Source organism: Umezawaea tangerina (genome assembly GCF_003002815.1).
GTDB classification, from domain to species: Bacteria; Actinomycetota; Actinomycetes; order Mycobacteriales; family Pseudonocardiaceae; genus Umezawaea; species Umezawaea tangerina.
In genome coordinates this window covers 18,430-44,815 of record NZ_PVTF01000023.1, presented here as the reverse complement: position 1 = coordinate 44,815, position 26,386 = coordinate 18,430, and the positions used below count along the sequence as shown (strand labels likewise).

20 protein-coding genes are annotated in these 26,386 nt (G+C 70.8%); 11 read left to right on the top strand and 9 right to left on the bottom strand.

Annotated features, from left to right (window positions below):
• Window positions 1-8 precede the first annotated feature (8 nt).
• Both CLV43_RS44610 and CLV43_RS44605 read left to right on the top strand, forming a co-directional pair.
• Window positions 9-1,349 carry an MFS transporter gene (locus CLV43_RS44610; protein ID WP_106196621.1) on the top strand — a complete coding sequence of 447 codons (1,341 nt, stop codon included), beginning with the start codon at window positions 9-11 and terminating at the stop codon, window positions 1,347-1,349.
• 4 nt (window positions 1,350-1,353) lie between these two features.
• Window positions 1,354-3,219: a GAF domain-containing protein gene (locus CLV43_RS44605; protein WP_106196620.1), complete on the top strand. Its 1,866-nt coding sequence runs from the start codon at window positions 1,354-1,356 to the stop codon at window positions 3,217-3,219.
• Here the strand turns inward: CLV43_RS44605 and CLV43_RS44600 are convergent.
• Window positions 3,216-4,439, bottom strand: a complete 1,224-nt coding sequence (locus CLV43_RS44600) for an alpha/beta hydrolase family protein (protein WP_425445810.1) — start codon at window positions 4,437-4,439, stop codon at window positions 3,216-3,218. The two genes, CLV43_RS44605 and CLV43_RS44600, sit on opposite strands and share 4 nt — an antisense overlap.
• A gap of 127 nt (window positions 4,440-4,566) precedes the next feature.
• On the opposite strand from CLV43_RS44600, the gene CLV43_RS44595 reads away from it, so the two are divergent.
• A complete protein-coding gene (locus tag CLV43_RS44595; protein WP_106196618.1) occupies window positions 4,567-5,493 on the top strand; it encodes an extracellular catalytic domain type 1 short-chain-length polyhydroxyalkanoate depolymerase in 927 nt (308 codons plus the stop codon).
• Here the strand turns inward: CLV43_RS44595 and CLV43_RS44590 are convergent.
• The gene (locus CLV43_RS44590; protein ID WP_170156290.1) at window positions 5,490-5,900 is read right to left on the bottom strand and encodes a hypothetical protein; all 411 of its coding nucleotides are present in this window, start codon (window positions 5,898-5,900) and stop codon (window positions 5,490-5,492) included. The genes CLV43_RS44595 and CLV43_RS44590 overlap by 4 nt on opposite strands.
• A 14-nt stretch (window positions 5,901-5,914) precedes the next feature.
• A complete protein-coding gene (locus tag CLV43_RS44585; protein ID WP_106196616.1) occupies window positions 5,915-6,886 on the bottom strand; it encodes a helix-turn-helix domain-containing protein in 972 nt (323 codons plus the stop codon).
• A gap of 128 nt (window positions 6,887-7,014) precedes the next feature.
• Here CLV43_RS44585 and CLV43_RS44580 point away from each other — a divergent pair, with 128 nt between their 5' ends.
• Window positions 7,015-7,239, top strand: coding sequence for a hypothetical protein (locus tag CLV43_RS44580; protein WP_146175154.1), 225 nt, complete (start codon window positions 7,015-7,017; stop codon window positions 7,237-7,239).
• Between the two features lie 41 nt (window positions 7,240-7,280).
• Here the strand turns inward: CLV43_RS44580 and CLV43_RS44575 are convergent, their stop codons facing one another.
• The 4 genes from CLV43_RS44575 to CLV43_RS44560 all read right to left on the bottom strand — a co-directional run bounded on the left by CLV43_RS44575 (window position 7,281) and on the right by CLV43_RS44560 (window position 11,739).
• Window positions 7,281-8,747, bottom strand: a complete 1,467-nt coding sequence (locus CLV43_RS44575) for a GMC family oxidoreductase (RefSeq protein WP_106196614.1) — start codon at window positions 8,745-8,747, stop codon at window positions 7,281-7,283.
• A complete protein-coding gene (locus CLV43_RS44570) occupies window positions 8,740-10,221 on the bottom strand; it encodes an aldehyde dehydrogenase family protein (RefSeq protein ID WP_106196613.1) in 1,482 nt (493 codons plus the stop codon). Before CLV43_RS44570 ends, CLV43_RS44575 begins: the two co-directional genes overlap by 8 nt.
• Window positions 10,222-10,294: 73 nt before the next feature.
• The gene (locus CLV43_RS44565) at window positions 10,295-11,428 is read right to left on the bottom strand and encodes an NAD(P)/FAD-dependent oxidoreductase (RefSeq protein WP_106196612.1); all 1,134 of its coding nucleotides are present in this window, start codon (window positions 11,426-11,428) and stop codon (window positions 10,295-10,297) included.
• Window positions 11,425-11,739 (bottom strand): bifunctional 3-phenylpropionate/cinnamic acid dioxygenase ferredoxin subunit, encoded by a 315-nt coding sequence (locus tag CLV43_RS44560; protein WP_106196611.1) that lies wholly within the window; start codon window positions 11,737-11,739, stop codon window positions 11,425-11,427. Before CLV43_RS44560 ends, CLV43_RS44565 begins: the two co-directional genes overlap by 4 nt.
• Before the next feature lie 129 nt (window positions 11,740-11,868).
• On the opposite strand from CLV43_RS44560, the gene CLV43_RS44555 reads away from it, so the two are divergent.
• From CLV43_RS44555 to CLV43_RS44540, 4 genes are all read left to right on the top strand, one after another.
• Window positions 11,869-12,651 (top strand): IclR family transcriptional regulator, encoded by a 783-nt coding sequence (locus tag CLV43_RS44555; RefSeq protein WP_106196610.1) that lies wholly within the window; start codon window positions 11,869-11,871, stop codon window positions 12,649-12,651.
• A 203-nt stretch (window positions 12,652-12,854) separates the two neighbouring features.
• The gene (locus CLV43_RS44550; RefSeq protein ID WP_106196609.1) at window positions 12,855-15,248 is read left to right on the top strand and encodes a GcvT family protein; all 2,394 of its coding nucleotides are present in this window, start codon (window positions 12,855-12,857) and stop codon (window positions 15,246-15,248) included.
• 4 nt (window positions 15,249-15,252) lie between these two features.
• A complete protein-coding gene (gene solA, locus CLV43_RS44545; RefSeq protein ID WP_106196608.1) occupies window positions 15,253-16,416 on the top strand; it encodes an N-methyl-L-tryptophan oxidase in 1,164 nt (387 codons plus the stop codon).
• Complete coding sequence (locus CLV43_RS44540; protein WP_106196607.1) at window positions 16,413-17,531, top strand: aromatic ring-hydroxylating oxygenase subunit alpha; 1,119 nt, start codon at window positions 16,413-16,415, stop codon at window positions 17,529-17,531. The genes solA and CLV43_RS44540 overlap by 4 nt, the downstream gene beginning before the upstream one ends.
• 878 nt (window positions 17,532-18,409) lie before the next feature.
• Here the strand turns inward: CLV43_RS44540 and secA2 are convergent.
• The gene (gene secA2, locus CLV43_RS44530) at window positions 18,410-20,734 is read right to left on the bottom strand and encodes an accessory Sec system translocase SecA2 (RefSeq protein ID WP_211304860.1); all 2,325 of its coding nucleotides are present in this window, start codon (window positions 20,732-20,734) and stop codon (window positions 18,410-18,412) included.
• Window positions 20,735-20,916: 182 nt separating this feature from the next.
• Complete coding sequence (locus CLV43_RS44525) at window positions 20,917-23,919, bottom strand: carboxyl transferase domain-containing protein (protein ID WP_106196605.1); 3,003 nt, start codon at window positions 23,917-23,919, stop codon at window positions 20,917-20,919.
• A gap of 146 nt (window positions 23,920-24,065) precedes the next feature.
• Here CLV43_RS44525 and CLV43_RS44520 point away from each other — a divergent pair, with 146 nt between their 5' ends.
• The 3 genes from CLV43_RS44520 (at window position 24,066) to CLV43_RS44510 (ending at window position 26,345) form a co-directional block, all read left to right on the top strand.
• Window positions 24,066-24,857 carry a sporulation protein gene (locus CLV43_RS44520; protein ID WP_106196604.1) on the top strand — a complete coding sequence of 264 codons (792 nt, stop codon included), beginning with the start codon at window positions 24,066-24,068 and terminating at the stop codon, window positions 24,855-24,857.
• A gap of 118 nt (window positions 24,858-24,975) precedes the next feature.
• Window positions 24,976-25,245, top strand: coding sequence for a GlsB/YeaQ/YmgE family stress response membrane protein (locus CLV43_RS44515; RefSeq protein WP_106196603.1), 270 nt, complete (start codon window positions 24,976-24,978; stop codon window positions 25,243-25,245).
• Between the two features lie 599 nt (window positions 25,246-25,844).
• On the top strand, window positions 25,845-26,345 hold the full coding sequence (locus CLV43_RS44510; protein WP_245887496.1) for a DUF6319 family protein: 501 nt from the start codon (window positions 25,845-25,847) through the stop codon (window positions 26,343-26,345).
• Window positions 26,346-26,386 lie beyond the last annotated feature (41 nt).

Sequence of the window (26,386 nt, the reverse complement as noted above, 5' to 3'; positions counted from 1 at the left end):
GTGATCTCATGGTCGAGACCCCTGCCCCACCGAAGAAGTCCATCGTCAAGGTCGTCGCGGCGAGCCTGATCGGCACCACCATCGAGTGGTACGACTTCTTCCTCTACGGCTCCGCGGCCGCGTTGGTGTTCAACAAGCTGTTCTTCCCGAGCGTGGACCCGCTCACCGGCACGCTGCTGGCGTTCACGACGTACGCCATCGGCTTCCTGGCCAGGCCGTTGGGCGGTCTGGTGTTCGGCCACTTCGGCGACAAGATCGGCCGCAAGAGGCTGCTCGTGCTGGCGCTGGTGCTGATGGGCGGCGCGACGTTCGCGATGGGCCTGCTGCCGACATACGCCACGATCGGCATCGGCGCGCCGATTCTGCTGACCCTGCTGCGGCTGGTGCAGGGGTTCGCGCTGGGTGGCGAGTGGGGCGGTGCGGTGCTGATCGTCTCCGAGCACGGGGACGCGAAGCGGCGCGGCTTCTGGGCCTCGTGGCCGCAGGCGGGTGTGCCGCTGGGCAACCTGCTGGCGACCGCGGTGCTCGCGGTGCTGGCGGCCGTGCAGACCGACGACGCCTTCCTGTCCTGGGGCTGGCGGGTGCCGTTCCTGCTGTCCGGCCTGCTGGTCGGCATCGGGCTGTGGATCCGGCTGACCGTCAGCGAGTCGCCGATCTTCCTGGAGGCGCAGCGCAAGGCGGAGCTGGCCAAGGCCCCGATCGTGGAGAAGGCGCCGATCGTCACGCTGATGCGGGAGCACTGGCGCGAGGTGCTGATCGCGATGGGCGCGCGGATGGGCGAGAACGTGTCGTACTACGTGATCACCGCGTTCATCCTCGTCTACATCACCGGACCGCTGGGGCTGTCGAAGTCCTACGGGCTCAACGCGGTGCTGATCGGCTCGGTGATCCACTTCGTCTCGATCCCGTTGTGGGGCGCGCTGTCCGACCGGGTCGGCCGCCGCGCGGTGTACCTGTTCGGCGCGGTCGGCGTCGGCGTGTGGATCTTCGTGTTCTTCACGCTGCTCGACACCAAGTCCTTCGGCGCGATCCTGCTCGCCACCGCCGTCGGGCTCGTGCTGCACGGCGCGATGTACGGACCGCAGGCCGCGTTCTTCTCGGAGCTGTTCGGCACCAGGGTCCGCTACTCGGGTGCCTCGATCGGCTACCAGCTCGCGTCCATCGTGGCCGGTGCGCTGGCCCCGCTGATCGCGACGGCGCTGCTCAAGGCGTACGGCAGCACGGTCCCGGTCGCGCTGTACGTCGGGTTCGCCTGCCTGCTCAGCGTCATCGCGGTGGTGGTCGCGAAGGAGACCAGGGGCGTGTCGCTGGAGAAGAGCGCCACCGACCCCGCCGAAGTGCCAGCATGATGCCATGACCGACCCGGTGGAGCGCCTGCTCGAACTGCTCGCCCAGGACGCGGGGAGCGAACGGCTCGCGCAGGTGCTCCCCGCGGCCCGTGCCGCGGGGGCCGCGGGCGCGGACCTCGACCGGGTCGAGCGGGCCACCGAGTGGGCGCTGCGGATCCGTCGCACGCTGACCGAGCACCGTCGCCGCGAGGCCGAGCTGGAGGCGCTGTTCGACACCGCCAGCGACCTCGCGGGCGCCCGCGACCCGGACGCCGTGCTGAAGTCCATCGTGCGCCGCGCCCGGCTGCTGCTCGGCACGGACGTGGCGTACCTGAGCATGAACGAGCCCTCGGCGCACGGGACCTCCATGCGGGTCACCGACGGCTCGGTGTCCGCGCTGTTCCAGGAGGTGCGCCTGGGCATGGGGGAGGGGCTGGGCGGCCTCGTCGCCCAGACGGCCCGGCCGTACGCCACCGCCGACTACTTCGCCGACCTGCGGTTCGACCACACCACCCCGATCGACACCGCCGTGAAGGACGAGGGGCTCGTCGCGATCCTGGGCGTGCCGCTGACGCTGGGCAGCCGGGTGATCGGCGTGCTGTACGCGGCGAACCGGACGACCCGGCAGTTCCCGCCCGACGAGGTGGCTCTGCTGTCCTCGCTGGCCGACCACGCCGCCATCGCGCTGGACACCGCGCACCTGCTGGAGGAGACCAGGGTCGCGCTGCGCGAGCGCAACGAGGCCAACGAGGTCATCCGCGCGAACAGCGAGGCGATGCGCCGGGCCGAGGAGGCCCACGACCGGCTCGCCGACCTCGTGCTGCGCGGCGCCGACGTGCCCGAGGTGGCCGCCGCGGTCGCCAAGGTGCTCGGCGGCGCGATCGCCGTGCACGACAGCGACCTGGGCGAGCTGGCCAGGATCGGTGCCACCAAGGGGACTCCGGCGCGGTCGGCGGTCAACTCCTCGCGCGCGACCGGCCGGGCCGTGGCCCAGGACGGGACGTGGGTGTGCGCGGTGCTGGCCGGGCGGGAGCTGCTCGGCAGCATCACGCTCGCGGGCCGTCCCGACCTGACCGACGCGGACCGGCGGCTGTTCGAGCGCGCCAGCGTGGTGACGGCGCTGCTGCTGCTGTTGCGCCGCAGCGTGGCCGAGGCGGAGAACAAGGTGCGCGGTGAGCTGATCGCCGACCTGCTCACGGCTCCGGACCGCGACCCCGCCGGGCTCACGGCCCGTGCCCGCCGCATCGGCGTGGAGCTCGGGGTGCCGCACGTCGTCCTGGTCGCCGACGGTGCGTCCGCGCCTCGCGAACGCCTGCTGGCCGCCGCCGCGCACCTGGCCTCGGTCGGTCGCGGGCTGGCCGGTGCGCACGGCGAGCACGTCGTCCTGCTGCTGCCCGGCACGGACGCGGCCTCCGCCGCCGCCGACACCGCCCGTGTGCTGGGGAAGGCCGTCGGCGCCCCGGTGACCGTGGGGGCGGGTGGTCCGGCCGCCGGGCCGGACCAGGTCGTGCAGGCGCACGCCGAGGCCGCCCGCTGCCTGTCCGCGCTGCTGGTGCTGGACCGGTGCGGTCAGGGCGGGACGCCCGCGGACCTCGGGTTCGTCGGGGTGCTGCTGGGGGAGCGCGCCGACGTGGCCGGGTACGTGCGCACGACCCTGGGGCCCCTGTTGGACTACGACGCGAGCCGGGGGACGGAGCTGGTGCGGACGCTGTCCGCGTACTTCGCGTGCGGCGCGAACCTGAGTCGTGCCAAGGACGAGCTGCACGTCCACGTGAACACGGTCGTGCAGCGGCTGGACCGGGTCGCCACCCTGCTCGGGGACGACTGGGTGTCCCCGGAGCGGGTGCTGGAGGTCCAGTTGGCGTTGCGGCTGCTGCGGTTGGTCGGCTAGCCCAAGGCGCAGTCGTCGGGGGAGACCGCCGTCGGCCTGGCGATGGTGGCTGAGGCAGGTGGTCGGACGCCGTCCAGCCACCGTTCCAGCGCGGCGAAAGCCGTGTGGTGGCAAGGGGTCAGCGGGCGGACCCGGTCGGGATGCGCGTCGTACAGGGAGTCGACGTGGGTGCCGCCCTCGATCCGGTAGTACCGGAACAGCGCCGCCCTTCCCCTGCCCCGCACCATGTCCGCGTACACGTCGGAGTCCTGGGTGATCGGCAGCAGCCCGTCCAGGGTGCCGTGCAGGGTGATCAGCGGTCTGCCGATCCGGCCGGTCAGCGCGATCCGCCGCACGGCGCGCTGGGCCGCGGGCCTGGTCCGGTAGTCGTAGTCGGCCTCGGCGCCCTGGTAGTCCGGGTCCAGCTCCTCGCGGTAGACGCGCTGGGTCAGCTCCCAGTAGTACTGCCGGTAGAAGGGCCACAGGAACTCCGACTCGGCCGGGAACACCGGTTCGCCGCGCAGCGCGGGCGGCAGGAACGTGAGCAGGTTCGGCCCCTCCTCCCGCCACAGCACGCCTTCCCAGTCCACGCCGCCGTCGTAGAGCTCGGGGTGGTTCTCCAGCTGCCACCGGACCAGGTAGCCGCCGTTGGACAGGCCGGTCGCGATGGTCCGGGTCGGCGGACGGCAGTAGTGCAGGCGCACCAACGCCTTCGCCGCGCGGGCGAGCTGCGTCACGCGCTCGTTCCACTCCTCGATCGCGGCGCCGTCGGTGTGGAACTCCACGCCGGTGTTGCCCTTGTCCGTCGCCGCGAACGCGTACCCGCGCTGGAGCACCCAGTCGCCGATGGCGCGGTCGTTGGCGTACTGCTCGCGCACGCCCGGCGACCCGGTGACCACCAGGCCGCCGTTCCAGTGCCGCGGCAACCGGATCACGAACTGCGAGTCGTGGTTCCAGCCGTGGTTGGTGTTGGTCGTGGAGTCGTCGGGGAAGTACCCGTCGACCTGCGTGCCGGGCACGGCGGTCGGTGCCGCCAGCCCGGCCGGTGTCAGCCCGGCCCAGTCGGCCGGGTCGGTGAGACCACCGGCGGTGGTCAGGTCGGTGGTGCGCGACGACTCCTGGTGGTCGGCGCCGGGGACGCGCGATGAGCCGCAGCCGACGGCCGACGGGGCCGGGGCGGGGACCGTGCCGAGGACGGCCAGTGCGGCGAACAGGGGAACGACGATGTTCACGGCGGTCACGTTAGGGCCGTAGCCGTTGCGGGGTAATGGTTGTGGCCGCCACTCCGCGCGCCGCGGATGTGGTGGCGCGGTCCATCGCGGGGCGCCGGCGGCGTTCCTACCGTGGGGTGCGGACAAGGAGGTCCGCATGCGAACCGTCTTACTGGCCCTGCTCCTGTTGACGACCCTCACGCCGTCCGCCCAGGCCGCGGGTATCACGGAGGTCACCGGGTTCGGCACGAACCCCGGCAACCTCAGGATGTTCCGCTACGTTCCCGACGACCTGCCCGCCGGCCGCCCCGTCGTGGTCGCCCTGCACGGCTGCACCCAGGACGCCGCCGGGTACGGCACCGCGTCGGGCTGGGTCGCGCTGGCCGACCGCTACCGCTTCTCCGTGCTGCTCCCGCAGCAGCAGACCACCAACAACGCCAACAAGTGCTTCTCCTGGTTCCAGACCGCCGACACCACCCGCGGTCAGGGTGAAGCCGCCTCCATCGCCCAGATGGTCACCAAGATGGCAGCCGGCCCCGCCTACGTCACGGGCTTGTCCGCCGGCGGCGCCATGACCTCCGTCATGCTCGCCACCTACCCCGAGTCCTTCCGCGGCGGCGGCATCGTCGCCGGCCTCCCGCACGGCTGCGCGGCAAGCATCATCGACGCCTACACGTGCATGAACCCCGGCAAGAACCTCACCCCGCAGCAGTGGGGCGACAAGGTCCGCGCCGCCAGCCCCTACACCGGCCCCCGCCCACCCGTCACCATCTGGCACGGCACCGCCGACTACACCGTCGCCACCGCGAACCAGCGCGAACTGGTCGACCAGTGGACCAACGCCCTCGGCACCGACACCACCCCGGACACCACCGACACCGTCGCCGGCTACCCCCACTCCACCTACCGCGCCCCGTCCGGCACCCCCGCCGTCGAGACCTACACCCTCACCACCATGGGCCACGGCCAACCCGTCGACCCCGGCACCGGCCCCAAGCAATGCGGCACCGCCACCGCCTACGTGCTCGACGTCAACATCTGCGCGGCCTGGTACCTGGCGCACGGGTGGGGTTTGGACGCCTAGCGCCCACGTCTCCAACGCTCACGAAGCTCAAGGTGGCCGGGCCTCATGTCGGCTTGGAGGCCTGGCCACTCGACGTTGTCCAATCTGGTCCCTGGGCGCAGGCCATCCGGTTTCAACAGGGCGACCTCATCGGGGCCATCCGGCTCCCAACCGAGCTCGGCGGCGCTGCACAACATCCCGTGCGACGTCTTCCCGCGGAACTTGGTACGCCGTATTTTCTTCCGGCCGGGGAGCCTCGTTCCGGGCAGGGCGACCGGGACGAAGTCGCCCGCCCTCACGAGATCGGGCCCTCCGAACACGATCTGCACTTTGTTGTGTCCGACATCGACTGTGGCAAGGCGGATGAAGTCACCGCCGGGGTGGATGTTGACCTCAACGACCAGTCCCGCAACGACACCAGTGGGCATCGCGGGATCGTAGATCATTCATGCCGTCCGGAGGCCCACAGTGTGTTGAAGGCAGCCTTGGCGCGGTTGCGGTGTCCATTGCTCATCATCATGTCGCTGTTCGAGTCCTCGTTCGGGCGAATGACGTAGCCGAGTTCCCCGTGGGCTCCGATGTAGTCCTGCATCTGTGTGAGCAGAGCGGGCTCTTCCATGCCGAGTCTGCCCAGGTCGAGTCGGTATATCACCATTCCAGAGTAGACCGGTTGAGCTGTACGGCGGAATGAGCAGTTGCGACGGACCAGGTCCCGACCGACCTGGTTCACGAGAAGGAGTCGGAACTGTTCGATGACGTGCTCCGAATCGACGGGTACGAGGAACCTGTAGGTGCATCCAGCCAGCAGGTTCATCGCCACGACGTCCATGAACCTGCCCGCGGCGGCACTGCCGTCCGGCAGGTTGACCATGTCGAAGTCCAGGTTCAGCGTGAGGATGTCGGCGGACAGGCAGAAGCGTTCCAGTCGCGCTGCCTCGTCGTCCTGGATCAGACCTTCACGTCCTGCGGTCGGGGAGTTCGCCAACTCGCGGGCCACCTCGTCAACGCGGTCGGCGAGCAACCTGCCCATCCGCCCGACGAGGGCCGAATGGCGGCGGGTGTTGGCCATTACCCGCTGCCAGGTGCTCTCGATGTAGCCGGTCGTCGTGCTGTGGTCGATCATCGGTTGCCCGTAGACCAGGTAGTCGAGGCTCACGCCGAAGAAGTCGGCCAGTGCCACGAGCTTCTGGAAGCTCGGTCGCGTCTGGTTCCGCGCGTACTGGGACAGGGCCGCCGGGCTGATGTCCAGGGCGGTGAGGATGTCTCGTCTATTTCTGCTGTAGCCACCCCGCTCGATCAGTGAACTGAGCGTTTGTCCCAGCTTCACTTCGCGTTTTTCCACTTCATCCACCCGCTGTCTGAGCTGGAATCGACTCGAAGCGGCCGACCCCTTGAGTGAAGTTTGGCTGTACAAGCGTCAAGTATGGCTTACGAGGCTGGCTTGACCGGCCGCACAAAGAGCGCATAATTCAGGCTGCACGGCCAGAAATCAAGTCCGCAAAAATTGCGGATAGCTTGATCGGAAGTGGGCGGGTGGTCGCGATGACGGTTCTGATCTTCCTCATCGGCGCGTTGTTGGGTGTGCTCATCGGTGCGGTGGCTTGTGTCCGGTACGTCAGGCAGGAGATGACGGCGCACGTGGCGCCTTCCATGCACCTGATGGAGGCGCGGATGAGCACCTTGCAGTCGTCGGTCGACCTGGCGTTGTCCAAGTGGCACGAGGACATGCACACGCACAGGATCCGGCACGACCGCATCCTCGACTGAGCGATGAGTGGAGCTTCCCCGCCGGGAAGCTCCACACCTGGTCACGTGCCGCGGATCAGGTCCGCTGCCCGTTCGCCGATCATCAGCACCGTCACCATCGGGTTCACGGTGGGCATGGTGGGGAAGACCGAGGCGTCCGCGATGCGCAGCCCCTCCAACCCGATGACCTTCAGCGACCGGTCCACCACCGAGCCGATGGCGCAGGTGCCGGCCGGGTGGTAGACGGTGTGGGCGGCGCGGCGGCCGTACTCGGAGAGGGCCTCGTCGGTCGTGACGGTGGGGCCGGGGGCGATCTCGCGCAGCAGCCAGGACTTCAGGGGTTCGTGGGAGGCGATCTCGCGGGCGATGCGGAAGCCGTCGACGAGGGTCTGCTCGTCGTAGCCGTCGGGGTTGGTGAAGTAGCCGAAGTCCAGTGCGGGTTTCACGGTCGGGTCCGCGCTGGTGAGCCACATCCGGCCGACGCTGTGCGGGCGCGGGATGTTCGGGGTCATGCAGACGCCGTGCTCCACCACCGGGAAGCCGAGGCGTTCGGTGTTGGCGGTGAAGGGGATCTGGTAGAAGTGGAACATCAGGTCCGGGCGGGGGTCCGCGGTGTCGCGGCGGACGAACAGGCCCGCGTCGGAGTCCATGACGGAGTTCAGCGGGATCGGGCCGTCGGTCTCCCAGATGATGACGGACTCCGGGTGGTCCAGCAGGTTCTCGCCGACGCCGGGCAGGTCGTGCACGACCTCGATGCCCAACGCCGCCAGGTCCGAGCCGCGGCCGACACCCGAGAGCATCAACAACCTCGGCGTGTCGATGGCCCCCGCGCACAGCAGCACCTCGCGGCGCGCGGTCACGGGGCCGGCCGACGTCTCGACGCCGACGGCGCGACCATCCACAAAGGTCACCCGGCTGACCCAGGTCTCCAGCATCAGGGTCAGGTTGGGTCTGGACAGGACCGGGTGCAGGTACGCCGTGGACGCGGACGAGCGGTGGCCGTTCTCGGGGTGGTAGGCGACCGAGAAGAACCCGGTGCCCTCGGCGAACGGCTTCGCGTTGAAGTCCTGGATCTCCGGAACGCCCAGCGCGGCCTTCGCGGCGGCGATGAAGTCCAGCGCGATCGGGTTCCGGTCCGCGGGCGCCACCGGGATGATGTTGTTCAGCAGCCGGTCGTAGTACGGCCCGAACGTCTCCCAGTCCCAGCCCGGCCCCCAGTCCGCCACGTCCTGCGGGAACGGCGCGAAGCTGATCAGCGTGTTGTGCGAGGAGCACCCGCCCAGCACCCGTGCCCGCGAGTGCCGGATGTGGGAGTTGCCGCGCGGCTGCTCGACGGTCGGGTAGTCGTAGTCCAGTTCGGACCCGAGCAGGTTGATCCAGTTCCGCAGCTGCAGCACGCGCTCGTCGCCGACGTCGCTCGGGCCGCCCTCCACGACGCACACCGTCACGTCGGGGTCCTCGCTGAGTCTTGAGGCGAGCACCGATCCGGCGGTGCCCCCGCCGACGACGACGTAGTCGTACTCAGGCATCGGCGCTCCTCGCGAACCAGTTCTGGGCCGTGGGCTTGAGGTTCTGGTAGACGTGCTTGGGCTCGCAGTACTCGTGCAGCCCGGACGGCCCGAGTTCGCGGCCGAGACCGGACCGCTTGAACCCGCCCCACTCGGCCTGCGGCAGGTACGGGCCGAAGTCGTTGATCCACACGGTGCCGTGGCGCAGGCGCCTGGCGACCCACTGCGCCTTCTCCAGGTCCTGCGACCACACGCCGCCGGCGAGCCCGTACTCGGTGTCGTTGCCCAGCAGCACGGCCTCCCGCTGGTCGCCGAACCGCTCGGCGGTGATGATCGGCCCGAACGTCTCCTCGCGCACCAGCCGCATCTCCCGCGTGCAGTCCGCGAACACGGTGGGGCGGAAGAAGAACCCGTCCTGCAGCTCCGGCTCGGTCGGCCGCTTCCCGCCCGCCAGCAGCCGGGCGCCCTCGGCCTGTCCGATCCGCACGTACTCCTCGACCTTCGCCCGGTGCTCGGCCGACACCAGCGGCCCGCTCTCCGAGTCGGGCGAGAAACCGTTGCCCAGCCTCACGAGGTCCGCCCGTCGGGCCACCTCGGCGACGAAGTCGTCGTACACGGAGTCCTGCACGATCAGCCGCGTGCCCGACGAGCACACCTGGCCCGCGTGGAAGAACGCGGCGGTGAGCGCGTAGTCGACCGCGATGTCCAGGTCGGCGTCGGCGAACACGATGTTCGGGTTCTTGCCGCCCAGCTCCAGCGCGACCTTCTTCACGGTGTCGGCCGCCGCCCGCATGACGTACTGCCCCACCTTGAGGCTCCCGGTGAACGACACCAGGTCCACGTCCGGGCTCTCGACCAGCACCGAGCCCACCTCGGGACCGGTGCCCAGCACCAGGTTCGCGACACCCGCGGGCACACCGGCCTCGGCGAACAGCTCGAACAGCTTGATCGTCGACAACGGGGTGATCTCGCTGGGCTTCACGACGAACGTGTTGCCCGCCAACAACGCGGGCGCGATCTTCCACGCCACCTGGAGCAGCGGGTAGTTCCACGGCGCGATCATCGCGCACACGCCGACCGGGGCGTAGTCGATCCGGCTGATCACGTCCGGACCAGCGCCGGTCACCACGCGGGGGTGCAGCGCGCCCGCGAGGTTGCCGTAGTAGCGGAACACCGCGGCGACGTCGTCCACGTCGATCCGGCTCTCCACCAGCGTCTTGCCGGTGTCGAGGGTCTCGGTGCGGGCGATGTCCTCCTTCGCCCGCTCCAGCAGGTCCGCCACGTGGTTCAGCACGGCCGCGCGGTGCTCCGGGCTGGTGGAGGTCCACGCGCCGTCGTCGAACGCGCGCCGCGCCGCCGCGATGGCCGCCGCGGCGTCCTCGGCGGTGCCCTCGGCGACGGTGGCGACCACGCTCCGGTCGAACGGGTTGATCACCTCGCGCTCGGCGCCGCCACTCGCTCCGCCCCACCGGCCGTCGACGTACAGCTTCGACACGGGTGCCCGCCTCCTCAAGACCTGGACTGGTCGTAGCACCGTTCCCGCCGGGGGCGGGCCCTGTCAAGCCGGGTCAGTTCGGTGTGGACAGTGCGGCGGTGCCGAGCTGCCTGCGCAGCCGGGTGAAGTGGCGCGCGTCGTTCATCGACACCACGCCGACGACCACGTCCTCGCGCAGGTACACGGCGGCGAACTTGCGGTCCTGGGCCGACCCGTCGACGTAGCGGATCTCGTCGTAGAGGTGCGTCTCGCCGATGAACTGGATCCGCACCCCGTACTGGTCGGACCAGAAGTAGCCGGGCTTGTCGTGGGTGTCCACGGTGGCCCCCGCGAGCAGGTTGCGCACCGCGACGGCCGCTTGTTCGGCGGCGCTGGTCCAGTGCTCGTGCCGCTGCCCGCTCCACCGGGCGACGTCGCCGACGGCGACCACGCCGGGGACGTTGGTCACACCGCCCTGGTCGCACAGCACGCCGTTGCCGACGGCCACGTCCGAGCCCGCCAGCCAGTCCGTCTCCGGCCGCGCGCCGACACCCGCGACGACCACGTCCGCGGGCAGCACCTCGCCGTCGGTGAGCACGACCCCGGAGGTGGACACCTCCTCCACGCCCACACCGCAGCGCAGCCGCACGCCGTGGTCGAGGTGCAGCTCGCCGCACACCGCGCCGATCTCGGGTCCGAGGATCCGGCCGAGCGGGATCGGCAGCACCTCCACCACCGTCACGTCCAGGCCGAGCAGGCGCGCGGTCGAGGCGACCTCGGCGCCGATGAAGCCCGCGCCGACCACCACGAGCCGTTCCGCCCCACCGGTGAGCGCGGCCCGCAGCTCCACCGCGTCGTCCAGCGTGCGCAGCGCGCGGGTGCCGGGCAGCGTCCGCGGCGCGCCGCCGGTCGCGATCACCACGCCGTCCGCGACCACGGTCGCGCCGTCGGACAGGTGGACCTCGCGGGTGCTCGTGTCGAGCCGTTCGGCCCGCACGCCCAGCCGCCACTCCGCGTCCAGCGCGGCGAGCCCGTCGGCGTCGGCCAGCGCGAGCGACTCGCGGTCGGTGGTGCCGAGCAGGAAGCCCTTCGAGAGCGGGGGCCGGTCGTAGGGCTCGTGGGGCTCGTCGCCGACCACGACCAACCTGCCGTCGAAACCCTGTGCGCGCAACGCCTCCGCGGAGCGCAGTCCGGCGAGCGAGGCGCCGATGACCGCGATGGTCCTCACGCCACGTCCTGCACGGCGGTGTCCACGTAGACCACGTCGTCGCGCACGACGACCGGGTAGGTGCGGACGGGTCTCTTGGCGGGCAGCCCGTTGGGCAGCCCGGTCCGCAGGTCGAACGACGACGCGTGCAACGGGCACTCGACCCAGCAGCCCTCCAGCCAGCCGTCGGCGAGCGAGGCGTCCTGGTGGGTGCAGGTGTCGTCGACCGCGTACAGCTCGCCGTCGGCGTTGAACACCGCGATGGGCACGTGCGCCACGACGCGGACCGCCTCGCCAGGGGGGAGGTCGAGGACGGTGCAGACGCGGATCATGGGGCGCCTCCGTTGCGCGATGCAGAACACGACCTGGATAACGCAACAATGTGAGGCTGGCGGGGGCCGCCGTCAAGGGGTTCGCCTGGTTGGAGCAGACGTGGTTTACCCGGTGGTTACTGTTGCGCCATGAGCAACTCGGACGCAGATCGGGGAACGGTGGCGCAGGTCCAGTCCGTGGACCGCGCCATCAGCGTGCTGGAGATGCTGGCGCACGGCGAGGCGGGCATCACCGAAATCGCTGGTGAGCTGGGTGTGCACAAGTCCACCGCGTCCAGGCTGGTGAGCGTGCTGGAGTCCCGCGGGCTCGTGGAGCAGCTGGGCGACCGGGGCAAGTACGCGATCGGCTTCGGGGTCGTCCGGCTGGCCGGTGCGGCGACCGGCCGCATGGACCTGGCCAAGCTGGGGCAGCCGACGTGCCAGTCGTTGGCCGACGAGTTTGGCGAGACGGTGAACATCGCGGTGGCCGACCAGGGGGTCGCCATCAACATCACGCAGGCCAGGGGGTCGGCGGCGATCAGCGCGCAGAACTGGATCGGGCAGCGCACGCCGCTGCACGCGACCTCGAGCGGCAAGGTGCTGTTCGCGTTCATGGTCCCGGAGGAGCGCAAGCGGTTGCTGGGCCTGCCGCTGGACCGGTACACGCCGCGCACGGTCGTCGAGCCGGACGAGCTGTCGGTGGAGCTGGACCGCATCGCCGTCGAGGGGTACGCGGCCTGCTACGAGGAGCTGGAGCTCGGCCTGCACGCGGTCGCCGTGCCGATCCGGGGGCAGCGCGGCGAGGTGATCGCCGCCATGAGCGCGTCCGGGCCCTCCTACCGGCTGTCCCGGCAGCGGGTGCGCCAGATCGTGCCCCCGATGACCGAGGCGGCCTCCGAGCTGTCCGCGCAGCTGGGCTACTTCGCCGACTAGCCCCGACGATCTTGGACCCCGTTTCACCTGGTGGGACGGGGTTGTTGTCGTTCTGTCCCATTACCTGCGAGTAGCGGCCGAACGCCGCGTTTCCGGCGTGCTACTACTCGGATGGAGGGATTGACATCGGGGAGCGCTGAGCGCAGCTTGTTGCAGAGGGCGGAACACCAAGCGCCTTTCGCAACTCCGGTGGGAGGGTACGGATGGCGGGTCGACCACGGGTGGTCATCGTCGGCGCGGGCATCGTGGGGTGCGCGCTGGCCGACGAGCTGACCGAGCGGGGCTGGACCGACGTCACGGTCCTGGAGCAGGGACCGCTGTTCGCCACCGGCGGGTCCAGCTCGCACGCGCCGGGGCTGGTCTTCCAGACCACCGGCAACAAGACCATGACCGAGTTCGCGAGCTACACCGCGCGCAAGTACGGCGAGCTGGGCTGCTTCGACGCCGTCGGCGGCCTGGAGGTCGCGACCACGCCGGAACGGCTGACCGAGCTGAAGCGGCGGCACGGCTGGGCGACCGCGTGGGGCGTGGAGACGTCGCTGGTCTCGCCCGAGGAGTGCGTCGCGCTGCACCCGCTGATCGCCGCGGACAAGGTGCTGGGCGGGTTCCACATCCCCACCGACGGGCTCGCGAAGCCCGTGGCCGCCGCGCGGGCGCAGGCGGAACGGGCCATCGCGCGCGGGGCGACGTTCGTGCCGGACCAGCAGGTGACCGCGGTCGAGCGCTCCGCGGGCCGGGTCACCGGCGTGACCACCCGCGGCGGCACCTTCAAGGCCGACGTCGTGGTGTCCTGCGCCGGGATGTGGGGGCCGCTGCTCGGCGAGATGGTCGACCTCACCGTGCCGCTGGTGCCGATGGCCCACCAGTACGCGAAGACCACCGCGCTGGCGTCGGGTCGGGTCGGCGGCCCGATCCTGCGGCACCAGGACGCGGACCTCTACTTCCGCGGGCACGGCGACCGGCTCGGCATCGGCGCCTACGGGCACGACCCGATGCCGATCGATCCCCGCGAGATCGGCGACCCGCGGTTCACCAAGTCGATGCCCTCCGAGCGGCTGTTCACTCCCGAGGACTTCGACGACTCGTGGGCCGCGGCGGTGGACCTGCTGCCCGTGCTCGCCGAGTCCAAGGTGGACGACGGCATCAACGGGCTGTTCTCGTTCACGACCGACGGGATGCCGCTGCTCGGCGAGCACCCCGACCTGGACGGGTTCTGGGTCGCGGAGGCCGTGTGGATCACGCACTCCGCGGGGGTCGCGCGGGCCGTGGCGCAGTGGCTGGTCGACGGCCAGCCCGAGCAGGACCTGCACTCGGCGGACCTGAACCGGTTCGAGGACGTGCAGCTCTCGCCCGGTTACATCCGCGAGCGCAGCTGCCGGAACTTCGTCGAGGTCTACGACATCCTGCACCCGTTGCAGCCCATGGAGAGCCCGCGGCCGCTGCGCACCAGCCCGTTCTACGAACGCCAGCAAGCGCTGGGCGCGGTGTTCCTCGAAGGTGCGGGCTGGGAGCGGCCGCACTGGTACGAGGCCAACGCCGACCTGTCCGAGGTCGCCGAGGTCCCCGCCCGCAACGAGTGGGCGTCGCGCTTCTGGTCGCCGATCGCCGGTGCCGAGGCGCTGGTGACCCGCAGCCGGGTGGCGCTGTTCGACATGACCCCGTTGAAGCGGCTGGAGGTCACCGGCCCCGGCGCGCTGGACTTCCTGCAGACCATGACCACGAACAACCTGGCCCGCAAGCCCGGCGCGGTCACCTACACGCTGCTGCTCGGCGAGGACGGCGGCGTGCGCAGCGACCTCACCGTGGCGCGGCTGGCGGACAACCGGTTCCAGGTCGGCGCGAACGGCAACCTCGACCTCGACTGGCTGGGCAGGCACCTGCCCGGTGACGGCAGCGTCCAGGTCCGCGACATCACTTCGGGCACGTGCTGCATCGGCCTGTGGGGACCGCTCGCGCGCGAGTTGGTAGAGCCGATCTCCACAGTGGACACGAGGCTCGGCTACTTCAAGGCGCAGCGGGCCTACGTCGGCCACGTCCCGGTCACCGCGCTGCGGCTGTCCTACGTCGGCGAGCTCGGCTGGGAGCTGTACACGACCGCGGACCTCGGCCGCGAGCTGTGGGACACGCTCTGGGAGGCCGGCCAGTCGCACGGCGTCATCGCGGCCGGTCGCGGGGCGTTCAACAGCCTGCGGCTGGAGAAGGGCTACCGGTCCTGGGGCACCGACATGACCACCGAGCACGACCCGCACGAGGCCGGTGTCGGGTTCGCGGTGCGGATGGACAAGGGCTACTTCGTCGGGCGCGACGCGCTGGCCGCGCGGACCCGGACGCGGAAACTGGCCTGCCTGACCATCACCGACCCGCACGCCGTGGTGCTCGGCAACGAGCCCGTGCACGTCGACGGCGCCCCGGTCGGCTACGTGACCAGCGCGGCCTACGGGTACACGACCGGCGTCAACATCGCCTACGCGTGGCTGCCCGCCGAGCTGGCCGAACCCGGTCGGGCGGTGGAGGTCGAGTACTTCGGCGAGCGCGTCGCGGCCGTCGTCGCCGAGGAGCCCCTGTTCGACCCGAAGATGACCCGGCTGAGGAGCTGACGCCGTGCCCAACACCCATGACGTCATCGTGATCGGCCTCGGCGGGATGGGCAGCGCCGCGGCGTACCGGCTGGCCGAACGCGGGCAGCGCGTGCTGGGGCTGGAGAAGTTCAAGCCCGTGCACACGCAGGGGTCCAGCCACGGTGGTTCCCGGATCACCCGGCAGGCCTACTTCGAGGACCCCGACTACGTGCCGCTGCTGCTGCGCGCGCACGAGATGTGGGACCAGATCGAGGCCGACTCCGGACGGCGGATCTTCCACCGGGTGGGCGGCGTCATGGTCGGCAGGCCGGAGTCCCGGACCGTGGCGGGCAGCCTGCTGTCCGCGCAGGAGTGGGACCTGCCGCACGAGCTGCTGGACGCGCGGGAGATCCGCCACCGCTTCCCGACCATGCGACCGTCCGAAGAGGACATCGCCCTCTACGAGGCGGGCGCCGGCCTGGTGGTCCCGGAGGCCAGCGTCGGCGCGCACCTCGACCTGGCGGCCAGGGCCGGTGCCGAGCTGCGCTTCGAGGAGGAGGTCCTGTCCTGGACCGCCGACGGCGGCGTCGAGGTCACCACCGCCCAGGGCACCTACCGCGCCGACCAGCTGGTGATCTGCCCCGGTGCCTGGGCACCCGGCCTGCTCGCCGACCTCGGCATCCCTTTCACCGTCGAGCGGCAGGTCCAGTACTGGTTCGAACCGGCGGGGGGCGCGACCCCGTTCCTGTCCGACCGGCACCCCGTCTACATCTGGGAGAACCCGGAGGGCCGCCAGTTCTATGGCTTCCCCGCGCACAACGGGCTCGACGGCGGTGTGAAGGTCGCGTTCTTCCGCGGTGGCCTCACCTGCACCCCCGAGACGATCGACCGCACCGTGCACCCCCACGAGGTGGCCGCGATGGCCGACTTCGTCGGCGCCGCCATGCCCACCCTGCCCGGTGACTTCCTGCGCGCGGCGACCTGCATGTACACCAACACCGCCGACGAGCACTTCGTCATCGCCCGCCACCCCGACCACGAGGCCGTGGTCGTCGCGTGCGGCTTCTCCGGGCACGGCTTCAAGTTCGTGCCGGTGGTCGGCGAGATCCTGGCCGACCTGGTGGCCGACGGCGCCACCCGGCACCCCATCGCGTTGTTCGACCCGGCGCGGCTGGCCGGTTCCGAGGAGAGGGTGGCCACCAGATGACCGCGACCGAGCAGCCGAGCAGCCTGATCCGCACCCTCGGCGGGAGGTTCTACACCGACCCCGGGGTGTTCGCCGCCGAGCAGGAGAAGATCTTCGAGCAGATGTGGTTCTGCGCGGTGCGCGGCTCCGACCTGCCGAACCCCGGCGACTTCCGCACCGTCACGATCGGCCGCGAGAGCGTGCTGATCTCCCGTGGGCGCGACGGCGGGCTGCGCGCGTTCCTCAACGTCTGCCGCCACCGCGGCGCCCGGCTGTGCACCACCGAGACCGGCTCGGTGAAGCGCGCCTTCCAGTGCCCCTACCACGCCTGGACCTACGGTCTGGACGGCAAGCTGATCGCCGCGCCCAACCTCACCTCCATGCCGGACGTCGACCGCGTCGAGTACGGCCTGACCGGGGTGCACCTGCGCGAGTGGCTCGGCTACGCGTGGATCAGCCTGGCGGAGGAGCCAGCCTCCTTCGCCGACACCGTCCAGAGCGCCGTGACCGAACGTCTCGGCGCTCTGGACGCCATCGACGGGTACGAGATCGACGAACTGAGGGTCGGCAGGCGGATCAGGTACGAGGTGAAGGCGAATTGGAAGCTCATCATCGAGAACTTCATGGAGTGCTACCACTGCGCGACGATCCACCCCGAACTGACCGAGGTGCTGCCCGAGTTCGCCGATGGGTACGCGGCTCAGTACTACGTCGGACATGGCGCCGAGTTCGGCTCGGGGATCAGCGGTTTCACCGTGGACGGCAGTGAGGGCTTCGAGAAGCTGGACGGCGTCAGCGACGACCAGGACCGCCGCTACTACGCCATCACCATCCGCCCGCAGGTCTTCATCAACCTCGTCCCCGATCACGTGATCATCCACCGCATGTACCCGATGGCGCCGGATCTCACGATCGTGGAGTGCGATTGGCTGTACGCCGAACAGGTCGTGTCCGGGGGGCGTGACGTCTCGCGGTCGGTCGAGTTGTTCCACCGGGTGAACGAACAGGACTTCGACGCCTGCGAACGCTGCCAACCGGGTATGTCGTCACGCGCGTATGCCAACGGAGGTGTGCTCGTACCGTCGGAACACCACATCGGGCAGTTCCACGCGTGGGTCGAACGGGTACTGATGTGACGGTCCGAGGTTCGCTCCTCTAGGGGATGGACCATCCCACCGCCGGGGGTGAACGCTGCTGTGGTGATGGAGCAACGGCGCTCGCAGGTCTCGGACGAAGACCTGGTACTCATTCGGCGGATTCAGCACCTGGCCCGGCGTGCTGAACGGACGGCCCACGACCACTCCAACTTCGTGGGTCCACCCCCCTCCCAGGAGCACTTGGCGCTCTTGGCGGAGATCCGCGCACTCACCGAGTCGCACCTCACGGTGACCTCGAAGTCCATGATGCCCCGACAGGCCGAGCCCGCGGACGACCACAGGGTCGTCCTCGCTGTCCGGACCCAGTAGTAAGCACACCGATGCCCCGGCAACCAACCGGTCCGGGGCATCGGCCGTGCCGAACAACAGCACGACACCCGGCGGGCAACCCCCGCCGGGGTCGCCACCCCCAAGCCTTCGGTCCAACGCACAGCGAAGACCACAGAACAACACACCCGCCCGCTCGGTCCGACGCGCAGCGAGGATGACCCGCCGGGCGCACCGCCACTCGCATCCGGCGCGAAGCGCCTAGGGCCCGTCGGCGCCAACCGATGCCGTGTCCACGCGCAGCGAGGACCACCCCGACGGGGCGCAGCCCGCCAACGCGCATCCGGCGCGGAGCGCCTGGGGCCTTGTCCGCAGCGCAGCAAGGATGCCCTGTCCGACGGCGAAGCCGAGGATGCCCTGTCAGGCGCAGCCTGATGCTGGCGAAGCCAGATCCCCTCCCGCCCCCGATAAACAGCGCCCTCCTGCTTCACCCTTGTTTGTCAAGATGGCTTTATCGTCTTGACAAACAAGGGTGAAGCATTGAGACAATCGCGCACCGGGGGCCGGGCTTCCCCCAAGACCTCCAACCCCTACCGCCGCTTCACCATCTTCACCAACCCCTTGAACGTCTCCTCCAACCCCGACGAGAACGGGTTGTCGTGCACGAGGTACGTCCAGGTCGTGTTCGGCCTCTTCACCCCCGCCTTAACCAGCTCCACCCCGTCCTCCCCGACCTTCGCCTCCGCCAGCGTCTCCTCGGCCGCTTCCCACGAGTCCGGCACGATCCGGTTGAACGCCGGGATCGCTTCCCGGTGGAACTCGTCCAGCGGGTTCTGCCGGGCCAGTGCCCGCAGGTGGATCCCCTCGCGCAGGTCGGTCAGGAACGTCAGGTGTTCGCTCCACCGCTGGTCCAGGTGGTACAGCGTGATCAGGCGCGCCGCCGAGACGAGCACTTCCTCGTCCGACACGGCTTCCTTCAGCTCCGCCGCCCTCTCCGGCGACCGCGTGGACAGCTCTTCCCAGGCGGCGTCGGACGTCAGCACCTTGTCCCGGTGCGACATCAGCAGTTCGCGCTGGTGTTCGACCAGCTTGTTGTACCGCCACGTGTTCCGGTGGATCTCCAGGTGCACGCCCTCGGCCACCCGCTGCGCGTGCTCCACCGTGTGCAGCGTCCCCGCGTCCGTGATCAGCCCGTCGTCGTCCACCTCGACGGGCGAGTCGTGGTCCGGCGCGAACTGCGTCACCAGCTCGTCCTGCAACGACCCGAAGAACACCGACCCGCCGGGGTCGCCCTGCCGTCCGGCGCGTCCGCGCAGCTGGTCGTCCAACCGGCTGGAGGTGTGCCGTCCGGACCCGACCACGTACAGCCCGCCGAGCTCCACGATCCGGTCGTGGTCCTCGCCGTCGTGCCCGCCCAGCCGGATGTCCGTCCCCCGCCCGGCCATCTGCGTCGACACGGTGATCCGCTCGAACGACCCGGCGTCCGCGATGATCGTCGCCTCCTCGGCGTCGTTCTTCGCGTTCAGCACCACCGGTTCCAGGCCCGCCGCGCGCAGCTTCGTCGAGAGCCGCTCGGACTCGGCCACGTCCAGCGTGCCCACCAGGATCGGCCGCCCGGTCTCGTGGACCGAGGCGATCTCCTTGACCAGCGCGGCTTCCTTGAGCTCCAGCGTCGTGTACAGCCGCGGCGCCTCGTCCTCCCGGATGCACTCCTGGTTCGAGGGGATGACCAGCACCTCGAGGTTGTAGAACGTGCGCAGCTGCTCGGCGACGGCGACCGCCGTACCGGTCATGCCGCACACGGTGGGGTAGCGGTTGAGCAGCGCCTGCACGGTGATCGAGTCCAGCACCTCGCCGCTGTCGGTCGCCGCCACCGACTCCTTGGCCTCCACGGCCGCCTGCAGGCCGTCGGGCCAGCGCTGGAGCCGGGCGATCCGGCCGCGGGTGTCGTTGATCAGGTGCACCTTGCCGTCGCGCACGATGTAGTCGATGTCGCGGTGCAGCAGGACGTGCGCGTGCAGGGCCACGTTGACCTTGCTCAGCGTGGTCTGGACGTGCTCGTCGGAGTACAGGTCGATGCCACCGAGCGCCCGCTCCACGGCCTCGGAGCCCGCACCCGTCAGGTAGACGTTGCGCTCCTCGTCGTCGACCTCGTAGTGCAGGTCGAGGCGGAGCCTGCGGACCAGGTCGGCGATGACGGGGTCGGCGGCCTCGTTCGCGGTCGACCCGGCCAGCACCAGCGGCACGCGGGCCTCGTCCACGAGCACGGAGTCCGCCTCGTCGACCAGCACCACGCGCGGCTCGGGCACGATCCGGTCGGCCTCGTCGGTGGCCAACCGGTCGCGCAGGACGTCGAAGCCGATCTCGCTGACCGCGGCGTAGGTGACCTCGGCCTCGTAGGCCGCGCGGCGCTCGTCCGGCTTGGAGCTCTGGTTCAGCCACCCCACGGACACGCCGAGCAGCTTGTACAGCGGACCCATCCACTCGGCGTCGCGCTGGGCGAGGTAGTCGTTGACCGACGCCACGTGCACCTGGTCGCCGCGCAGGGCGAACCCGGCCGCCGCGATCGCGCCGGACAGCGTCTTGCCCTCACCGGTGGCCATCTCGACGACGTGACCCTCCAGGAGCCCAAGGGCGCCGAGGATCTGCACGTCGAACGGCCGCAGCCCCAGCGCGCGGTCGGCGGCCTCCCGCGCGAGGGCGCACACCTCGACCAGCTCGTCCTTGCCGAACGTCGACCGTTCGCGCAGCTCCTTGGCCGCCTCGGTGAGCTCGGAGTCGGTGAGCGCGCCGATGCGCTCCTCGTGGGTGTTCACGGCGGTCAGCAGGGTCCGGTAGGGCGTGAGGTCGGCCGAGCCGGGGCGTTGTGCGAACCGACGCATCCGCTGCTTCAGCCGTGCCATGAGTGTGGTCACGGTGCCGAAACGTACGGCACGGCGGTTGCGTTCCCCGTGTGGTGGGGGAGCGGACCTTCACAGTTGCCGCTCCCGACGCCGTTCGCGCGCCCGTGACCAGCGAATACTCCGGGCGAAGAAGGTGAACGGAGGCCGTGGGCACCCCCGATCGGGGCGGGGGTGCGCACCCGATCAGCCCACGCTCACCAGGTGTCCACGACCTTCCGCCTCCGCTCGCGGCGCTGCTCGCCCCGGTCCGCGGTCAGCGACGAGCTGATCCACCGCCGGGTGTCGGCCGGGTCGATGACGTCGTCGATCTCGAACGCCGCCGCCAGGTTGAGCGCCTTGCCGTGCTCGTAGGACGCCGCGACCATCCGGTCGAACGCAGCCTGCCGCTCCGCCGGGTCGTCGATCGCCTCCAGCTCGCGCCGGAAACCCAGCCGCACGGCCCCTTCCAGCCCCATCGGGCCGAACTCGCCGCTGGGCCAGGACACCGCAAACCCCGGCACGGCAAGGCTGCCGCCCGCCATCGCCTGCGCGCCCAGCCCGTAGGCCTTGCGCAGCACGACGAGGCCGAACGGCACGTCCAGGTCCGCCGCGGCGACCATCATCCTGGTCAGGTGCCGCACGGTGGCCGTGCGCTCGGCGTCCGGGCCGACCATGAACCCCGGTGTGTCGCACAGGGACAGCACCGGCAGGTCGAACGCGTCGCACAGCCGCAGGAACCGCGCCGCCTTGTCCGCCGCGTCCGCGTCGATCGCGCCGCCCAGGTGCGCGGGGTCGTTGGCGATCAGCCCGAACGGCCTGCCCTCCACCCGCACCAGCGCCGTGACGATGCCGCGGCCGAACGCCCGGCGCAGCTCCAGCACCTCGCCGGTGTCGGCGATGGTCTCCACCACGGTCCGCACGTCGTAGGCGCGCAACCGGTTCTCCGGCACGGCGTGCCGCAGCAGCCGCTGGTCCGGAGCCGTCCAGTCGGCCTTGGGGCCGCCGAAGTAGGAGAGGTACCTGCGCGCCACCGCGACGGCCTCCGCCTCGTCGGCCACGGCGACGTCCACGACCCCGTTGGGGACCTGGACGTCCATCGGCCCGATCTCCTCCGGCCGGAACACGCCCAGCCCGCCGCCCTCGACCATCGCCGGGCCGCCCATGCCGATGTTCGCGTCCGCGGTCGCGATGATCACGTCGCAGGTGCCGAGCAGCACCGCGTTGCCCGCGAAGCACCGCCCGGACACCACGCCCACCAGCGGCACCAGGCCGCTCAGCTTCGCCATGGCGTGGAACGACCCGGTGTCCAGCCCGCTGACCATGCCGTGGTCGGTGTCGCCGGGCCGCCCTCCGCCGCCCTCCGCGAACAGCACCACCGGCAGCCGCCGCTGCTCGGCCAGCGCGAGCATCCGGTCCAGCTTCGCGTGGTTGCGCACGCCCTGGGTGCCCGCCAGCACCGCGTAGTCGTAGGACATCACGACCGCGCGGCGGCCGTCGACCGTGCCGATCCCGGCGACCAGGCCGTCCGCCGGGGTGCGTTCGACCAGTTCGGCCACCGACCGCCGCTGCCGCTGCGCCGCGATGGCCAGCCCGCCGTACTCCACGAAACCGTCCGGGTCGCACAGGTCCGCGACGTTCTCGCGGGCCGTCCGGCGACCGGCCGCGTGCCGCTTCGCCTCGGCGTCCGGACGGCGGAAGTCGTGGCGCGCCAGCACTTCCGCGAGGTCCGGGCGGATCGCGTCGAGGTCGGCCTGCTCGACCTCGGCGACCGCGTCGGCCGTGCCGGACTCGGCCAGCGGCGCGCCCTCGGTCACCGTGTCGCCGACCGCCACGAGGACCCGGCCGTCGCCCACGGGGACCACGTGCTGCATCTTCATCGCCTCGACCACGACCGCGCCGGGCTCGACCGCGACGACCGTGCCGTGCACGGGGGAGCGCGGGCCGTCCCCGGTCGGCGGCGCGGGCAGCTCGTCGAGGAACCCGGTGTGCGCGTCGGTGAGGTCTCGCTCCAGCAGGTCGTGCAGGAACGGCAGGTTCGTCGGCACACCGTCCACGCGGAACTCCGCCAGCGCGCGGCGGGCCTTGCGCAGCGCGGTGTCCAGGTCGTCGGCGTGCACGACCAGCTTCGCCAGCAGCGCGTCGAACCGGTCGCCCGCCCGGTACCCGCCGTAGGCGTGGGTGTCGACCCGCACGCCGGGGCCGGTCGCGGGCTGGAACACCGCGACCGTGCCCGCCGAGCCCAGGGTGATCCGCAGCTGGACCGCGCAGCCGCGGTCGTGGCGGGTGAGGTCGGGCGTCCCGCCCGCGGCCAGCACGAGCTGCGCGCGGACCAGGTCGACGCCCGTCACCTCCTCGGTGACCGTGTGCTCGACCTGGAGCCGGGGGTTGGCCTCCAGGAACACGAACCCGCCGTCGGGGGAGACCAGGAACTCGACCGTGCCCACGCCCGTGTAGTCGACCGCCTCCGCGATCCGCGCCGCCGCGTCGTGCAGACCCGCGCGCACCCCGGCCGCCAACCGCGGCGCCGGGGCGATCTCCACGACCTTCTGGTGTCCACTTTGGAGGGAGCAGTCGCGGTCGCCGAGCACGGTTGTGCCGACCAGCTGCACCTCGACGTGCCGGGCGCGGGTCAGCAGCCGCTCCAGGTAGACCTCGCCGTCGCCGAACGCCGCCAGCGCCTCGGCGCGGCACCGTTCGAACGCCGCGGGCAGGTCCTCCGCGCGGTGCACCTCGCGCATGCCCTTGCCCCCACCGCCCGCGACCGCCTTCACCATCACCGGCCCGGTGAAGAACTCCCGTGCGGCGGCCAGGTCGACCGGCCCGGTGCCCTCCAGGACCGGGATGTCCAGGCTCGCGGCCAACGCCCGCGCCCGGCTCTTGTCACCCAGCAGCGCCAACACCTCGGGGCTGGGCCCCACGAACACCAGCCCCGCCTCCGCGCACGCCCTGGCGAAGTCGGCGTTCTCGGACAGGAAGCCGTAACCGGGGTGCACGAGGTCGCAGCCGTGTTCCAGCGCGGCCTTCACCAACTGGTCGGGGTCGAGGTAGGGCGCGGGCCCCTCGCCGTCCAGCCGGACCGCCACGTCGGCGAGCCGGACGTGCAGCGCGTCCGCGTCGTCGGTCGAGTGCACGGCGACCGTGCGCAGACCCAGGTCGGCCGCGGTCCGCAGCACCCGGACCGCGACCTCGCCCCTGTTCGCGACCAGCAAAGTGGACACACGACCTCCTGAGCGACCGCTTAGTATGTTCCGGCCGCCATGGTCGCAGCGGAAGCGGTACCACGTCTACACGGAACCGAAACCCCCTGTCAGGCGTCAATGGGACACTTCACCCAAGCCGTCAGCCGCCCCCAGGAGGTCCCCCAGTGGTGTTCAAGAGGATGTTGCGCGCGTTCGGTGTCGGCGGGCCCACGGTGGACACCGTGCTCACCAACCCGAACGCGCGTCCCGGTGAGCTGCTGACCGGGGAGGTGCGCATCGCCGGCGGCGACCACCCCGTCGACATCGACCACGTCGCGCTCTCGCTGGTCACCAGGGTCGAGTTCGAGGGCAGCGACAGCGAGACCGTCCGCAACGTCGACTACGGCCACGCCTACGTCGCCCAGCGCGTCGCCGTCGCCCCCGGCCAGCAGCTCTCCATCCCGTTCCAGTACCAGGTGCCGATGGAGTCCCCGATCAACGTCGTCGCGGGCCAGCAGCTGCACGGCATGACCCTCGGCCTGCGCACCGAGCTCGCCGTCCGCGGCGCCATCGACCCCGGCGACCTCGACCCGGTCGCGATCCACCCGCTCCCCTCGCAGGAGCGCGTCCTCAACGCCTTCATGCAGCTCGGTTTCCGCTTCACCCGCGCCGACAACGAGGGCGGCAGGCTGCACGGCGTCCCGCAGCAGCTCGGCTTCTACCAGGAGATCGAGTTCCACCCGCCGCACCAGTTCATCAGCAAGATCAGCCAGGTCGAGCTCACCTTCGTCGCCGACCCGCACAGCCTCTGGGTCATCCTCGAGGCCGACCGCCGCGGCGGCATGTTCCGCTCCGGCGGCGACAGCTTCGGCCACTTCCACATGGGCCACCACGAGGCCATGGGCGCCGACTGGGCGGGCATCCTCCACCAGTGGATGGACCAGACCGCGGGCCGCCGCGGCGTCTTCGGTCACTGAAGCGGGCGAATGCCCCGCTTGCCGCGCTGCACCCCGCTCCTCCGGTGGAATGATGCTCACCGAGGCCCCGACCCGATCGGGTCCTCTTCGAGGGGTTGACTGACCCGCAGGAGGCAGCATGAGCATCGGCAGCGTCATCGGCGCCCTGGTCATCGGTTTGGTCCTCGGCGTGCTGGGCAAGCTGGTCGCTCCCGGCAAGCAGGGCATTCCCATCTGGCTGACCATCGTGGTCGGCATCGTCGCGGCGTTCCTGGGCACGTTCGTCGCACGCATCTTCGGCGTCGTGGACACCCCCGGCATCGACTGGATCGAACTCCTCGTCCAGATCGCCCTGGCCGCGGTAGGCGTCACCCTCGCCGCAGGCATCTACGGCAAACAAGCCCACTAGCTCCACCCCCACCGAGCGCCTGCCGACCCAGTCGACAGGCGCTCGGCCATTCAACCCCCGGCGTAGCCGCCACCCCCACCCGGCGCGGAGCGCCCGCCCGCCTTGTCCGGCGAAGCTCGGATGCCTTGTCCGACGCGCAGCGAGGATGCCCCGTCCGACGGCGAAGCCGAGGATCCCGGACAGGGCGCAGCCGCCACCTCGCATCCGGCGCGGAGCGCCCGCCCGCTTGAGTCCGACGCGCAGCGAGGATGCCCTGTCGGCGCAGCCGATGCCTTGTCGGGCGGAGCCCGATGCCTTGCTGGCGAAGCCAGATCCCCTCCCGCCCCCGATAAACAGCGCCCTCCTGCCCCACCCCTGTTTGTCAAGACAGCTTCACCGTCTTGACAAACAGGGGTGGGGCATTGAGACAATCGCGCGCCGGGGGCTGGGCTTCCCTCTTTCCCTCAACCCCCGCCCGCTCCACCCACCCGCAGTGCAAGGATGTCCCGCACGACGCCGGTGCTGACGTCCGCGCCGCTCGAGCCTGACGTTTCGGCATCGAACACGTGTTCTATGATATGGCCGGGTCGACCCGGTATTGCCAGAGAGGAAACCAGAACGTGGCCAACACGCTCACGGAGCAGGATGACCAGGTAGACGCGGTGGAAGCCACGATTCCGGCGGCCCCCGAGGCCTCCGCGAACCCGCTGTCCCCGAAGCCCGCCGACAAGCCGGCAGACACCCCCGCCGACACTTCCGCCGACAAGCAGGCGGACAAGCCCACCGACGCGCCGGTGCAGGAGGACCCCCCGGCCAAGCCGGTCAAGCGGGCCAAGAGCACGGCCAAGAAGACGCGGACCGTGGAGCTCACGCTCACGGTCACCGGCACCATGGACGGCGACTGGCAGGCCGACCTGCTGCACGGGACCACCCGTGTCGTGCAGGGTCTCTCCATCCCCGCCATCGCGGTGTCCAAGGCGGCCAAGGAGCTGCACGAGGACATCTTCAGCGGCATCGAGACCGTGCTGGAGGCGGCGCGAGACCAGCACCGCACCCGCATGGAGGAGCTCGAGGCCGAGCTCGCCAAGGTCAAGCAGGCCCTGGCCGAGCTGAGCGACTGATCTTTCGCACGAAGGGCCCCTCTCCCGCTCGGGAGAGGGGC

Excerpts from the sequence above, each read along its gene's own strand:
- CLV43_RS44610 (WP_106196621.1), top strand. The coding sequence starts at position 9 with ATGGTCGAGACCCCTGCCCCACCGAAGAAGTCCATCGTCAAGGTCGTC.
- CLV43_RS44605 (WP_106196620.1), top strand. The coding sequence starts at position 1,354 with ATGACCGACCCGGTGGAGCGCCTGCTCGAACTGCTCGCCCAGGACGCG.
- CLV43_RS44595 (WP_106196618.1), top strand. The coding sequence starts at position 4,567 with ATGCGAACCGTCTTACTGGCCCTGCTCCTGTTGACGACCCTCACGCCG.
- CLV43_RS44590 (WP_170156290.1), bottom strand. The coding sequence starts at position 5,900 with ATGCCCACTGGTGTCGTTGCGGGACTGGTCGTTGAGGTCAACATCCAC.
- CLV43_RS44580 (WP_146175154.1), top strand. The coding sequence starts at position 7,015 with ATGACGGTTCTGATCTTCCTCATCGGCGCGTTGTTGGGTGTGCTCATC.
- CLV43_RS44575 (WP_106196614.1), bottom strand. The coding sequence starts at position 8,747 with ATGCCTGAGTACGACTACGTCGTCGTCGGCGGGGGCACCGCCGGATCG.
- CLV43_RS44560 (WP_106196611.1), bottom strand. The coding sequence starts at position 11,739 with ATGATCCGCGTCTGCACCGTCCTCGACCTCCCCCCTGGCGAGGCGGTC.
- CLV43_RS44555 (WP_106196610.1), top strand. The coding sequence starts at position 11,869 with ATGAGCAACTCGGACGCAGATCGGGGAACGGTGGCGCAGGTCCAGTCC.
- CLV43_RS44550 (WP_106196609.1), top strand. The coding sequence starts at position 12,855 with ATGGCGGGTCGACCACGGGTGGTCATCGTCGGCGCGGGCATCGTGGGG.
- CLV43_RS44540 (WP_106196607.1), top strand. The coding sequence starts at position 16,413 with ATGACCGCGACCGAGCAGCCGAGCAGCCTGATCCGCACCCTCGGCGGG.
- CLV43_RS44515 (WP_106196603.1), top strand. The coding sequence starts at position 24,976 with ATGAGCATCGGCAGCGTCATCGGCGCCCTGGTCATCGGTTTGGTCCTC.